Origin of the sequence: Sphingomonas chungangi (genome assembly GCF_013778325.1) — a bacterium.
In the GTDB taxonomy this organism is placed as follows: Bacteria; Pseudomonadota; Alphaproteobacteria; order Sphingomonadales; family Sphingomonadaceae; genus Solisphingomonas; species Solisphingomonas chungangi.
Map to the genome: position 1 here is coordinate 369,440 of NZ_JACEIB010000027.1, position 13,132 is coordinate 382,571.

Sequence of the window (13,132 nt, forward strand, 5' to 3'; positions counted from 1 at the left end):
GACAGGCCTTCGACTGCGCTCCGCTCCGCTCAGTCCTTCCCTCAGGGCGAACGGAGATTGGGATAAAGAAAGGGCGCCGGCAGCTTCCCGCCGACGCCCTCTTAAAAGGCTCTCGCGTCGCGAAAGGCTTATGCCTTCGCGGTCTCGCGATTGTCCTTGCGCTCGGCGATGCGGGCCGACTTGCCGGTGCGGCCGCGCAGATAATAGAGCTTCGCGCGGCGGACGGCGCCCTTGCGCACCACATCGATCGAATCGACGTTGGGCGAGTAGAGCGGGAAGACGCGCTCCACGCCCTCGCCGAACGAGATCTTGCGGACGGTGAAGCTGGAGCCCATGCCTTTGTTCGAGCGCGCGATGCACACGCCCTCGAAGGCCTGCACGCGGGTGCGCTCGCCCTCGACTACCTTCACGCCGACGCGCAGGGTGTCACCGGGGCGGAATTCCGGAATCTTCTTGGTCTCGTTGAAATGCGCGATGGCCTCGGCCTCGAGCTGCTGGATCAGGTTCATGACTTATCGTCCCAGTCTTCGTGCCGCGCGCCAGAGGGCGACCGACCCGGAGTGCCACCGTGGCGCTCCCAAAGGTCCGGCCGCCTTAGCCGTGTGATGGCCTCGGCCTCGCGTTTCCGCCAAGCCGCGATCCTCGCATGATCCCCCGATCGCAGCACTTCGGGGATCGTGCGCCCTTCCCATTCCTGGGGTCGGGTATAATGCGGATATTCGAGCAGCCCCGTCTCGAAGCTCTCGTCGTCTCCGCTCGAAGCGGCGCCCATTACGCCGGGAAGCAGCCGGATGCAAGCGTCCAGAAGCGTCAAGGCGGCCATTTCGCCGCCCGAGAGGATATAGTCGCCGATCGAGACCTCCTCGATCCGCCGCGCGTCGAACAGCCGCTGGTCGATCCCCTCGAACCGGCCGCACAGGATGATGGCGCCGGGGCCTTGCGCGAGATTGCGGACGCGGGCCTGCGTGAGCGGGCTCCCCCGCGGCGTCATGGTGAGGACGGGGACGCCGGGATTGCGCGCTGCGGTGGCGTCGAGCGCGGAGGCCAGCACGTCGGCGCGCATCACCATGCCTGCGCCGCCGCCTGCTGGCGTATCGTCCACCGAACGATGCTTGTCTGTCGCGAAATCGCGGATCTGCACCGCGTCGAGCGACCACTTCCCCTCCGCCAGCGCGCGCCCCGCGAGGCTGATGCCGAGCGGCCCGGGGAACATCTCCGGATAGAGCGTGAGGACAGTGGCCGCGAAGCTCACCGCTGGGTCCAGCGCGCGACCATACTTGCCCAGAGGACACCGACCAGCCACAGCACCAGATAGCCGATCACCATCCGCGCGAGGATACCGGTCTCGGTGGAGGACGCCAGCATCTGCCGCCCCGGCCAGTTCAGGAAGGCGAACACCGCCATGCCGCCGCAGAAGAACGGCACCGGCACGGGAGCGACGAAGCGGTAGAGCCGCACGCGCTTCGGCACGCGCCGCGCGACGATCCAGATCAGTAGTCCCGTGAAGAACAGCTGCGCGCCGACCGTGGCGAAGAAGATCAGGGCGTCCGGGCTCATGCCTCGACGAACTCCTCGTGGATGCGGATCGGCGGACCCAGATCGTCGACGCCGGCCTTCACCGGCACGAGGAAGCGGCGGCCGTCGGGGCGCTCGATCTCGATCAGGTCGCCGGCGCCGTAATCCATGACGTCGACCACCTTGCCCAACGCCTCGCCGGTGGTGGAGAGGCAGGCTTCGCCGATCAGGTCGGCATGGTAATATTCGTCGTCGCCGAGATCGGGCAGCGAGGCGCGCGGCACGGCGAGCTGGGTACCACGCAGCGCTTCCGCCGCGTTGCGGTCGGTCACCTCGGCGAAGCGCGCGACGGCGCCGTTGGGCCCGGGGCGGACCGATTTGAGCGTGAGCGTACGCTCCCCCGCGTTCAGCGCGGGGTAGCGCGCCAGATCGTCGGTGAAGAGCTTGAGGCGCACCTCGCCCGCTATCCCGTGCGCGCCGATCACGGCGGCGAGGGTTACGAGCTTCTCGGATTGATCGGGCAAGAAAGCCCCTCCCTTTCAAGGGAGGGGTTTGGGGTGGGTGGAGGCGCGCGATACGGACATGGTCCGTCCGCGCGCTCCCGTATCACCCAGCCAACACCCACCCCCGTCCCCTCCCTTGAAAGGGAGGGGGGAAGTAAGGCTTACGCCTCGGTGGTTTCCTCGGCGGCCGGGGCCTCCTCGGCGGGCGCCTCCGCGACCGGCTCTTCCTTCGGCTTGGCGGCCTCGGCGGCGGCTTCCGCGGCGGCGGCGGCCTTCGCCTCGCGCTCCTCGGCGCGCTCCTTGGCCTTCTCGCCCGGCTCGGCCTTCTTCGGGTTGTTCTTGGCGACACGCTCCTTCACGCCGGCGGCGTCGAGGAAGCGGGCGACGCGGTCGGTCGGCTGCGCGCCGACGCTCAGCCAATGCTTGGCGCGCTCGCCGTCGAGGATCACCCGCTTCTCGTCATCCTTGGCGAGCATCGGGTTGTAGGTGCCGATCTTCTCGAGATAGGCGCCATCGCGCGGCGCCGTCGAGTTGGCGACGACGATGCGGTAGTACGGGCGCTTCTTGGAGCCACCACGCGACAGACGGATCGAAACGGACATTCTCTTCTTCCTTCTTCAAATCAATAGCCTGACGGCCAAACTTCTCACTTCTTCTTCATGAAATTCTGGAAGCCGGGCGGCAAATTCTGCCCGCCGGGAAGGCCGGGCAGACCACCCAGCCCACCGCCGCCAGCCCCGCCGAAGCCCGGCGGCATGTCGCCACCAGGACCACCGGCGCCGCCGAGGCCACCCATGCCGCCCCCGCCCTTGCCGAACAGAGCGGCGAGGCCCTTGAGGCCGCCCATCTTCTTGATCTTCTTCATGGCGGTGGCCATTTCCTGATGCATCTTCAGGATCTTGTTGACCTCCTGCACCGTGGTGCCGGAGCCCTTGGCCACCCGGATCTTGCGCTTGGCGTTGAGCAGCTCGGGCTTGGCGCGCTCCTTGGGCGTCATCGAACCGATGATCGCGTCCATGTGGATCAGCACCTTGTCGTCGACCTGGCCGTTGGCCATGGCGTTCTTCACCTTGGCGACGCCCGGCAGCATCGAGGCGAGCGCGCCGAGGCCGCCCATCTTGCGCATCTGGTTTAGCTGGCTGCGCAGGTCGTTCAGGTCGAACTGGCCCTTGCTCATCCGCTCGGCGAGCTTTTCGGCGTCTTCCTGCTTGATCGTCTCGGCGGCGCGCTCGACCAGCGACACGACGTCGCCCATGCCGAGGATGCGGCCGGCGACGCGGCCCGGCTGGAACAGCTCCAGCCCGTCGAGCTTCTCGCCGGTGCCGACGAACTTGATCGGCTTGCCGGTGACGGCGCGCATCGACAGCGCCGCGCCGCCGCGCGCATCGCCGTCCATGCGGGTGAGCACGACGCCGGTGAGGTTCACCTGCTCGGAGAACGACTTGGCGACGTTGACGGCATCCTGGCCGGTCAACGAGTCGACGACGAGCAGGATCTCGTCCGGCTCGGAGACGGAGGCGACCGCCTTCATCTCGTCCATCAGCGCCTGATCGACGTGGAGACGGCCGGCGGTGTCGAGCAGCAGCACGTCGAAGCCCTGCAGCTTCGCGGCGTTGAGCGCGCGCTTGGCGATATCGACCGGCTGCTGCCCGGCGACGATCGGCAGCGTCTGCACCTCGGCCTGCGTGCCGAGCACGGCCAGCTGTTCCTGCGCCGCCGGGCGATTGACGTCGAGCGACGCCATCAGCACCTTCTTGCGGCCCTTCTCCCGCAGGCGGCGCGCAATCTTGGCGGTGGTGGTGGTCTTGCCCGAACCCTGCAGGCCGACCATCATCACGATGGCGGGCGGCGTCACGTCGAGCTGGAGATCGGCGGCTTCCGAACCCAGCATCTCGGTCAGCGCGTCATTGACGATCTTGACGACCTGCTGGCCCGGCGTGACCGAGCGAAGGACCGACTGGCCGACCGCCTGCTCGGTAACCTTGTCGACGAACTCGCGCACCACCGGCAGCGCGACGTCGGCCTCGAGCAACGCGATGCGGACCTCGCGCATCGCCGCGCGCACGTCATTCTCGTTGAGCGCACCACGGCCGCGGAGTTTATCGAAAACCCCACCCAGCCTTTCGCTCAGACTCTCGAACATGCGCCTACTCCAAATCCCAACAGCCCCAACGCACAAAGCGCCGGCGGGCGAAACTCGCCGGCCGGCGTGCGCCACCCTCTCGGGGGTCAGGCGCTGGAGCCATCACGAACCTTGCGGAACGATCGTGGCGGCCGATAGCGGAAGGCTCGGCGAATGGCAACCCACGCTCCACACCCGTTCGTGCTGAGGAGCCGCTGAGCTTGTCGAAGCGGCGTCTCGAATCACATGCACCGCGCAACACCCTTCGAGACGGGCCTTCGACTTCGCTTACGCTTCGCTCAATCCCTCCTCAGGGCGAACGGGGCCGGCGTTTATCGCATCCGTGACAATCCCCGAAAATCTGCGGCTCTTTACCGCTTCTACACGCTTTCCCGCCAGAACGCAGAGTGCCGAAACGGGGATATGGCAGGATGACGAGGCGGAAGGGCGAGGACAGCAGGGCCGCGAAGGCGGTCAGCCGTGCCCGCCGCGATCTGCTCGCCGGCGCGATCCTGCTGGCCGCGCTGGCCGTGCTGGTCACCGGCGGGTGGCGCTACGTCGCCTCCGTCGAGCGGATGCTGGGCACGACCAGCCACGCCGCCGACCTTGCCTCCGGCGATCGCATCCTGATGGCGGGCATGCTGCTTAACCTCGCACTGATCCTGTTCGGCTGGCGCCGCTACCGCGATCTGGTCGCCACCAGCAGCCAGCGCGACGAGGCCGAGGCCCGCGCCACCACCCTCGCCCGCACCGACGAGCTGACCGGCTTCCTCAATCGCCGCTCGCTCGCCGAGGAAGGCGCGGCGGTGATCGCCAACGGCCTGCGCCGCGACAAGGCGGTGGCGCTGCTCGTCGTCGATCTCGATCACTTCAAGACGGTCAACGAGGTGCATGGCCATCTCGCCGGCGACACCATCCTGCGTGCCGCCACCGACATCATCCGTAAAGCGCTCCCCGCCTCCGCCGTCGCCGGCCGGCTCGACGGCGACGAGTTCGCGGTGCTGCTGCCCTTCGATCCGCGCCACATGAGCACGGTCGATTCGATCGCAGACTATATCGTCGGCGCGCTCGCCCAGCCGCTGATCACCAAAGGCGTTACCGCGCATATCGGCGCCAGTATCGGCATCGCCCGCACCGAGGCCGACTGTCAGAGCGTCGAGGCGCTGCTGCGCCGCGCCAACATCGCGATGCACGCCGCCAAGGCCGCCGGCCGCGGCCGCCACGCCTGGTTCGACGCGACGATGGAGCGCGAGCTGGTCAGCCGCAACGCGATCGAGGCGGGCCTGCGCGAGGGCATCCCGCTCGGTCAGTTCGTCCCCTATTACGAGCCGCAGGTCGATCTGGAGAGCGGCGCGATCATCGGCTTCGAGGTGCTGGCCCGCTGGGAACATCCGACGCGCGGCGTGATCCCGCCGGACAGTTTCATCCCGGTCGCCGAGGAATGCGGGCTGATCGCCGACATGTCCGTCTCGGTGATGCGCCGCGCCTTCACGGAGGCGCGCGACTGGGACCAGAGCATCACGCTCTCGGTCAACATCTCGCCCGCCCAGCTCAAGGATCCGTGGCTGGCGCAGAAGATCGTCAAGCTGCTGGTCGAGACCGGCTACCCCGCCAACCGGCTGGAAATCGAGATCACCGAAAGCTCGCTGTTCCAGAATCTCAGCTTGGCCCAGTCGATCGTCGGGTCGCTCAAGAATCAGGGTATCCGCCTCGCGCTCGACGATTTCGGCACCGGCTATTCCTCTCTCGCCCATCTCCGCGCCCTGCCCTTCGATCGCATCAAGATCGACAAGAGCTTCGTCACGGCGATGAACAAGGACCCCGAGTCGATGGCGATCGTCAACGCCATTTCCAAGCTCGGCGAGAGCCTCAACCTGCCGATCACCGCCGAGGGGATCGAGGATCAGGGCATCTACGACAGCCTCCGCAGCATGGGATTGCACAAAGGCCAGGGGTGGCATTTCGGCAAGCCGATGACGGTCACCGCCGCACGCCGCCTGCTCGCCGAGAAGGGCCTGCTGCCGAGCGCGCGCGCGATCGAGGCCGAAGCGCCTGCGCAACGCCGCGCCTGATCCTTCGCCGAGTGTGGACTTGACGCCGACGCGCCCCTAGATGCGCGCGATGCCGCAACCTTTTCGCAAGATGCACGGATTGGGCAACGACTTCGTCGTGTTCGACGCGCGCGGGGGCGCCGTCGCGATGTCGGCGGCGCGTGCCCGTGCGATTGCGGATCGCCATTTCGGCGTCGGTTGCGACCAGCTGGTCCTGATCGAACCATCCGACGTGGCGACCGCCCGGATGCGTATCTGGAATGCCGACGGCGGCGAGGTGGAAAGCTGCGGCAATGCCACGCGCTGCGTCGCCACCCTGCTCGGGGACGGCGCGACGATCGAGACGCTGGGCGGCGTGCTCGATGCGTCCGTCACGATCGACGGCGCCAGCGTCGACATGGGAGCGCCACGTTTCGAGTGGGACGCGGTGCCGCTCGCCTATGCGATGGACACGCTCGCCTTGCCGCTGGCGTGGGGCGGCGTGGAAACGATTGCCCCGCCGATGGCGCTGAGCGTCGGCAACCCCCACGTCATCCTGTTCGTGGCGGATGCGGATGCCCTCGATATCGAGGCGCTGGGCCGTCCGATCGAGAATGACCCGATCTTCCCGGAGCGTGTTAACGTCAATTTCGCCACGATCGAGAGCCGGACTCGCATCCGTTTGCGCGTCTGGGAGCGCGGATCGGGCGCGACGCTCGCCTGCGGCACCGGCGCCTGCGCCACCGCGGTCGCCGCGATCCGTGCCGGCCGGGCCAAGAGCGGCGTGACGGTCGCGCTGTCCGGCGGAGACCTGGTGATCGACTGGCAGCCCGGCGGCACGATCCGCATGACCGGCCCGGCAACCCATGTCTTCTCGGGCGAGATAGATCTCGCAGCCTTCCCGGCGTGACCGAGATCCTGACCCTCGGCTGCCGGCTCAACGCCGCCGAGAGCGAGGCCATGCGCGCGCTGGCCGGCGACCGGGACGATCTCGTCATCGTCAATTCTTGCGCGGTGACGGCCGAGGCGGTGAAACAGGCGCGAAAGGAAATACGCCGCGCGGCCAAGCGACGGCCCGGCGCGCGCATCGTCGTGACAGGCTGCGCGGCGCAGGTGGAGCCGGAGCGCTTCGCTTCCATGCCCGAGGTGGCGGCGGTGATCGGCAACAGGGAGAAATGGGAGGCTGCTTCTTTTGGCCCCTCCGCCACCGCCCGCGATCCGCTCGCACTGAGCGAAGTCCAAGTGCGTGGCCCGAGCGCGCCGCCTGCCGCACGTCCTTCGACTTCGCTCAGGACGAACGGGATGTTTGGGGCGACCTTGGAAGAAAAGATCCGCGTCTCCGACATCATGGCCGTCCGCGACACCGCTCCGCACCTCGCCGCCGGGTTCGGCGACCGCGCGCGCGCCTTCGTCGAGGTGCAGAACGGCTGCGATCATCGCTGCACCTTCTGCATCATCCCCTTCGCGCGCGGGCCGAGCCGGTCGGTGCCCGCCGGCCTCGTCGTCGATCGCATCAAGGCGCTGGTCGACGAGGGTTACAATGAAGTGGTGCTCACCGGCGTCGATGCCACCAGCTACGGGCCGGACCTGCCGGGCGACCAGAGCCTCGGCCATCTCGTCGAACGGGTGCTCAGGCTGGTGCCGGGCCTCGCGCGCTTGCGCCTCTCCTCGCTCGACAGCGTCGAGATCGACGACCGCCTGTTCGATCTCGTCACCGGCGAGCGGCGCATCCAGCCGCATCTCCATCTCTCGTTGCAGGCCGGCGACGACATGATCCTGAAGCGGATGAAACGCCGCCACTTGCGCGCGCAATCGGTCGCGATGGTCGAGCGGCTTAAGGCCAAGCGCCCCGAAATCGCGATCGGCGCCGACCTGATCGCCGGCTTCCCGACCGAGACCGAGGCACAGGCCCTGAACAGCGTCGCCCTTCTCGACGATTGCGACATCGTCCACGCGCATGTCTTCCCCTTCTCGCCCCGCGCCGACACACCCGCCGCGCGGATGCCAGCGCTCGATCCGGTGCTGGTCGCCGCCCGCGCCCGCCGGCTGCGCGAGGCAGCCGAGGCGCGTCGCGGTCGCTGGTTGGAAACGCTGGTCGGCACCGAGCAATCGCTGCTGGTCGAGCGCATCGACGGGCGCGGCCATACCGCCGCTTACGCCCCCGCCCGCCTCGCTTCCGGCGCTGCCCCGCGCGGCGCGGCCACCAATGCCGTCCGGCGCGGCGATGTCGTCGCCATTCGCGTCACCCACATCGAAGGCGAGATGCTCGTCGGAGAGGCCCTTTGAGCGATACCCGCAACACCCCTTGGCACGACAAGCTCGCCGCCGGCTTCCGCCGCACCGCCGACCGACTGGGCAGCAATCTCGACAGCCTGTTCAACAAGGAAAAGCTCGACCGGCAGACACTCGACGCGATCGAGGAGGCGCTGATCGCGTCGGACCTCGGCCCCGTCACCGCCATGCGCATCCGCGACCGGCTGGAGGATGAGCGCTACGACAAGGATCTCGACGAGGCCGGCGTGCGCAAGATCGTCGCCGAGGAAGTGGCCAAGGTGCTGCGCCCCGTCGCCAAGCCGCTGGAGATCGAGGCTTTTCCGCGCCCGCAGGTGATCCTCGTCATCGGCGTCAACGGATCGGGCAAGACGACTACGATCGCCAAGCTCGCCCACCTGCTGCAGGAGCAGGACTATCAGGTGATGCTGGTCGCCGGAGACACGTTCCGCGCCGCCGCGATCGGGCAGCTCAAGGTCTGGGCGGAGCGGATCGGCGTGCCGATCATCTCGGGCAAGGAGGGCGGCGACGCGGCCAGCCTCGTATGGGAAGGCGTGAAGCAGGGCACCGCGATCGGTACCGACGTGCTGATCGTCGATACCGCCGGCCGCCTCCAGAACAAGGCCGGGCTGATGGACGAACTCAGCAAGATCCGTCGCGTGCTCGGCCGGCTCAATCCGGCCGCGCCGCACGACGTCGTGCTGGTGCTGGACGCCACCACCGGCCAGAACGCGATCAGCCAGATCGAGATATTCGGCCGGGATGCCGGCGTCACCGGCCTCGTCATGACCAAGCTGGACGGCACCGCCAAGGGTGGCGTGCTGGTCGCGGCGGCGGAGAAGTTCGGCCTGCCGATCCATGCGATCGGCGTGGGCGAGACGCTGGAGGATTTCCGCTCCTTCGATCCGGACGAGGTCGCCGGGCTGATCGCGGGATCGAAGGCCAGCGTGAAATAAATGCCGTTCATCGCCTGTCAGCGTTCCATGCGCTAAACCCGGCCATACGATATAAAGAGGACGCCTTTGACCACCGCTACCGCGCCCAAGCCCGAAGCCGGGCCGCTGCTCCGTGTCGTGCTCGATCTCGGGCCGCTGGTGGTCTATTTCCTGGCCTATTCGCTGACGGGCAAGAACATCTTCGCCGCCACCGGCATCTTCATGGCGGCGACGATCGCGGCCATGCTCTTCTCGCGGATCCGCTTCGGCTGGATCTCGGCGATGCAGTGGTTTTCCAGCGCGATGGTGCTGGTGCTGGGCGGGCTGACGCTCTGGCTACACGAAGACTGGTTCATCAAGATCAAGCCGACCATCTATTATCTGATGGTCTCGGGCATCCTCTGGTTCGGCCTGTGGACCGGCAAGCCGACGCTCAAACTCGCGCTCGGCTCCGCCTATCCGGGGCTCGACGAGCGCGGCTGGATGCTGCTGTCGCGCAACTGGGCGGTATTCTTCATCGTGATGGCCATCGCCAACGAAGCGGTCTGGCGCAATTTCTCGACCTCGGCCTGGCTCGGCTACAAATTATGGGGTGCGATACCCGCCACGATGATCTTCGCGGTCGCCAACATGCCGATGCTGCTCAAGCACGGCCTTGGCGAGACGCAGGCCGAGGCGATCGCGGATGCCCCACCGACCGAGTGACTAGTCGAACCGACTAGCTCGCCTAGTCGGAATGTGGAGGGCGCTCCCAAAGCGGGCCGTGCATCATCCCGGATGTTCGGAAACGCGTAAAGGATCGCCCCATGACCACGATCACTACCGCCTCTGCCAGCGCCACCCGGAATCTGCAGGCCACCACCACCGCGCAGGAGTTCGTCTTCGCCGCCGGAATCGTGGGCCACATGTTCAATCCGCTCGGTGCCCGCCCCTGGGCGAGCGCGCAGTTGCCGTCCATGTGGACCGCCGCGCTCTTCTCCAACAACCAGCCGCAGGCGCAGTGGACTGCCTCGACCGGGGCCGAGGGGCAGGCCTCGATCGATCTCGGCGACGGCTATTCGCTCCAGCTCGACGAGAACAGCTCGTCGGCCACGATCACCGACGCGAACACCGGCCAGACGACGCAGATCTGGGGGGATCCCCACGTCAATGTGAACGGCCAGCACCAGTTCGACTTCTACGGCACCACGACCTTCACGCTGCCCAACGGCACCAAGATCACGGTGAACACCCAGCAGAGCCAGAGCAACCCGGACGTCTATTATGCCGACACGCTGACCATCACCAAGGGTAGCCAGGGCCTGACCGTCACCGGCCTGTCGGAGCAGACCAAGGGCGATCTCGCGATCACCATGGGCCAGAATGGCTACGCGCTCGATAGCGCGACGGCGGACGGCTACGTGCTCGACGAGAAGACCGAAGGCAGCGGCTGGACTTCCGCCTATACGGGGCAGGACGCCACCCAGGCGGATCTCGACGAGACCAAGCCCGGCTCGGCCTTCGAGACGCTGCAACAGTTGAGTGGGCTGTTCGGCCAGTTCCTCGCCGGCGCGGTGCTGTTCGGATTTGCCGCCGAGATGGGCTCGGACATTTCGCATGGGATGCACGCCCATGCTGAAGGCCGCGCGCAGATCTTCGCCTGATCCCCGCCCTGCCGCCGGCGTATCGGGCGGCAGGAAAGAGAAGGGGCTGCGGGATATCCTCCCGCAGCCCCTTCTTGAGTCCCGCGGTACGGCGGGTCAGACCGCCGGCTGGTCCGCGCGGCCGATGCCCTCGCCGTCGAGGTTCTGCGACACGAAATCCCAGTTCACGACATTCTTCAACACCTTCTCGGCGAAGTCCGGGCGGGCATTGCGATAGTCGATATAATAAGCGTGCTCCCACACATCGAGCGTGAGGAGCGGCTTCATGCCGTCATGCACCACCGGCGTGTCGGCGTCGTGCAGCGAGGTGACCTTGAGCGCGCCGCCATCGAGCACCAGCCACGCCCAGCCGGAGGCGAAATGGCCGACAGCCTCCTCCTTCAACTTGGCGATCAGCGCGTCCTGGCCGCCGAAATCGTCGATCAACTTGGCGAGCTTCTCGGAGGGTTGGGTGGTGCCGGCCGGGGCCAGGCTGTTCCAGAAGAAGGTGTGGTTCCATATCTGGGCGGCGTTGTTGAACAGGCCCTTGTCGCCCTTGTCCTTGGACAGGTGGATCACCTCGACGAGGCTCTTGCCCTTGAGGCCCTTCTCCTCTTCCCAGCCATTGACCTTCTGGACATAGGCGTTGTGGTGCTTGCCATGGTGATAATCGAAGGTTTCGGCCGACATGATCGGATCGAGCGCGGTCTTGTCGAAGGGCAGCGGGGGAAGGACGAAGGCCATCGGGCGTCTCCTGGCTTCTTGAGGGAATCCGTTCGCGCTCCTAACGCCCAGCGCGAGCAAAAGTGCAGCAAAAAAGCCTGTTGCGAACCATTCTCACAGAACGGAGCCGAAACGGAACCAAGGCCGACGACGATCGCCTCCGTCATGCGTCATGAGAGCGGAGGATCGGGTCCTTCCATCCCTCAACAAACGGAAGTCCCCCTCCCGGCCCTCCGCTCTCACCCTAGGAGGTCCGGTCCAGCAGGCTGTGCTTCTTGAGCGCGTGGCGCAGCTGGTCATAGGTCAGCGACAGCGCCGCCGCCGTAGTGCGCTGGTTGAAGCGGCAACGTTTCAACGCCGCCTCCAGCAACCGCTTCTCGTAAGCTTCGCAAGCCGCCTTGAAGTCGTTGATCTCCGGCTCCTCGACCACCGCCACGGCCTGTGCCGGTCCGGGCTCAGCCGTCATCGCAGGTCGCGCTCCCGCGCCTTGCGGCATCCAGGGCGAGGCAAAGGGATCGAACTCGATCGTCTCGATCGGCTTGCCTTCCTCCCAGCGATAGACCGCGCGCTCGATCACGTTGCGCAACTCCCGGACATTGCCCGGCCATTCGTAGCCGACCAGCGCGCCCATCGCCTTGGGGCCGAAGCCCGGCCAGCGCTCCCAGCCCACCTCGATCGCCATGCGCCGGCCGAAGAAATCGGCGAGCACGGGGATATCGCCCTCGCGATGGCGCAGCGGCGGCAGCGTCACCACCTCGAACGACAGGCGATCGAGCAGGTCGGCGCGGAACCGCCCGCTTTCGACCAATGCGGGCAGATGCTCGTTGGTCGCCGCCACGATCCGACAATCGACCCGCATTGCCTTGGACGAGCCGATCCGCGTCACCTCGCCATATTCCACAGCGCGGAGCAGCCGCTCCTGCGCGCCCGACGACATGGTCGCCAGTTCGTCGAGGAAGAGCGTTCCGCCGTCCGCCTCCTCGAAGCGCCCCGCCCGCGCCTTGGTGGCGCCGGTAAAGGCCCCTGCCTCGTGCCCGAACAATTCGGCCTCGATCAGCGTCTCGGGCAGCGCCGCGCAGTTGAGCGTCACGAACGGCCCGGCCCAGCGAGGCGAGAGGTGATGAAGGCGCTCGGCGATCAACTCCTTGCCCGTGCCTCGCTCGCCGATCACGAGGACGGGGCGGTTCAACGTGGCGGCGCGGCTGGCGCGCTCGACGGCATCGAGGAAGGCGGTCGATTCGCCGATGAACTTCTGGTCGCGATCCATCGGGCCAGTTGGGATATTTCACCAACGCTTGGCAAGCCTCACATGGCGTCTTGCTGTATTAACACGGCAAGAAACGGCGGGAAATGGTCGTTCGTCGAAACTGGCACGCTCTCTGCAGAACTGTTCTCGTCACCGCACCTCGCG

At 67.0% G+C, this 13,132-nt stretch carries 14 protein-coding genes; 6 read left to right on the forward strand and 8 right to left on the reverse strand.

The window, feature by feature from the left end; all coding sequences use genetic code 11:
• Positions 1 to 128: 128 nt before the first annotated feature.
• The 6 genes from rplS to ffh form a co-directional block, all read right to left on the reverse strand.
• The gene (gene rplS / locus HZF05_RS19610) at positions 129 to 509 is read right to left on the reverse strand and encodes a 50S ribosomal protein L19 (RefSeq protein WP_160364167.1); all 381 of its coding nucleotides are present in this window, start codon (positions 507 to 509) and stop codon (positions 129 to 131) included.
• Complete coding sequence (gene trmD / locus HZF05_RS19615) at positions 506 to 1,252, reverse strand: tRNA (guanosine(37)-N1)-methyltransferase TrmD (protein WP_160364168.1); 747 nt, start codon at positions 1,250 to 1,252, stop codon at positions 506 to 508. Before trmD ends, rplS begins: the two co-directional genes overlap by 4 nt.
• A complete protein-coding gene (locus tag HZF05_RS19620; RefSeq protein ID WP_160364169.1) occupies positions 1,249 to 1,557 on the reverse strand; it encodes a hypothetical protein in 309 nt (102 codons plus the stop codon). The genes trmD and HZF05_RS19620 overlap by 4 nt, the downstream gene beginning before the upstream one ends.
• Positions 1,554 to 2,039, reverse strand: coding sequence for a ribosome maturation factor RimM (gene rimM / locus HZF05_RS19625; protein WP_160364170.1), 486 nt, complete (start codon positions 2,037 to 2,039; stop codon positions 1,554 to 1,556). The genes HZF05_RS19620 and rimM overlap by 4 nt, the downstream gene beginning before the upstream one ends.
• 140 nt (positions 2,040 to 2,179) lie before the next feature.
• Complete coding sequence (rpsP, locus tag HZF05_RS19630; RefSeq protein ID WP_160364171.1) at positions 2,180 to 2,620, reverse strand: 30S ribosomal protein S16; 441 nt, start codon at positions 2,618 to 2,620, stop codon at positions 2,180 to 2,182.
• Between the two features lie 44 nt (positions 2,621 to 2,664).
• On the reverse strand, positions 2,665 to 4,161 hold the full coding sequence (gene ffh, locus HZF05_RS19635; protein WP_160364172.1) for a signal recognition particle protein: 1,497 nt from the start codon (positions 4,159 to 4,161) through the stop codon (positions 2,665 to 2,667).
• Between the two features lie 410 nt (positions 4,162 to 4,571).
• On the opposite strand from ffh, the gene HZF05_RS19640 reads away from it, so the two are divergent.
• The 6 genes from HZF05_RS19640 (at position 4,572) to HZF05_RS19665 (ending at position 11,019) form a co-directional block, all read left to right on the forward strand.
• Positions 4,572 to 6,212, forward strand: coding sequence for a putative bifunctional diguanylate cyclase/phosphodiesterase (locus HZF05_RS19640; RefSeq protein ID WP_160364173.1), 1,641 nt, complete (start codon positions 4,572 to 4,574; stop codon positions 6,210 to 6,212).
• Positions 6,213 to 6,261: 49 nt separating this feature from the next.
• Positions 6,262 to 7,080 carry a diaminopimelate epimerase gene (gene dapF, locus HZF05_RS19645; protein ID WP_160364174.1) on the forward strand — a complete coding sequence of 273 codons (819 nt, stop codon included), beginning with the start codon at positions 6,262 to 6,264 and terminating at the stop codon, positions 7,078 to 7,080.
• Positions 7,081 to 7,130: 50 nt separating this feature from the next.
• The gene (gene mtaB, locus HZF05_RS19650) at positions 7,131 to 8,456 is read left to right on the forward strand and encodes a tRNA (N(6)-L-threonylcarbamoyladenosine(37)-C(2))-methylthiotransferase MtaB (RefSeq protein WP_160364535.1); all 1,326 of its coding nucleotides are present in this window, start codon (positions 7,131 to 7,133) and stop codon (positions 8,454 to 8,456) included.
• A complete protein-coding gene (gene ftsY, locus HZF05_RS19655; RefSeq protein ID WP_160364175.1) occupies positions 8,453 to 9,397 on the forward strand; it encodes a signal recognition particle-docking protein FtsY in 945 nt (314 codons plus the stop codon). The genes mtaB and ftsY overlap by 4 nt, the downstream gene beginning before the upstream one ends.
• A 66-nt stretch (positions 9,398 to 9,463) precedes the next feature.
• Positions 9,464 to 10,081, forward strand: coding sequence for a septation protein IspZ (gene ispZ / locus HZF05_RS19660; protein WP_181638926.1), 618 nt, complete (start codon positions 9,464 to 9,466; stop codon positions 10,079 to 10,081).
• 101 nt (positions 10,082 to 10,182) lie between these two features.
• Entirely contained in the window at positions 10,183 to 11,019 is an 837-nt protein-coding gene (locus HZF05_RS19665) for a DUF1521 domain-containing protein (protein ID WP_160364176.1), read from the forward strand.
• 96 nt (positions 11,020 to 11,115) lie between these two features.
• Here HZF05_RS19665 and HZF05_RS19670 read toward each other — a convergent pair whose 3' ends face one another.
• Together HZF05_RS19670 and pspF are read right to left on the reverse strand one after the other, a co-directional pair.
• Positions 11,116 to 11,742 carry a superoxide dismutase gene (locus tag HZF05_RS19670; RefSeq protein WP_160364177.1) on the reverse strand — a complete coding sequence of 209 codons (627 nt, stop codon included), beginning with the start codon at positions 11,740 to 11,742 and terminating at the stop codon, positions 11,116 to 11,118.
• A gap of 223 nt (positions 11,743 to 11,965) precedes the next feature.
• Positions 11,966 to 12,988, reverse strand: a complete 1,023-nt coding sequence (pspF, locus tag HZF05_RS19675) for a phage shock protein operon transcriptional activator (protein ID WP_160364178.1) — start codon at positions 12,986 to 12,988, stop codon at positions 11,966 to 11,968.
• Positions 12,989 to 13,132 lie beyond the last annotated feature (144 nt).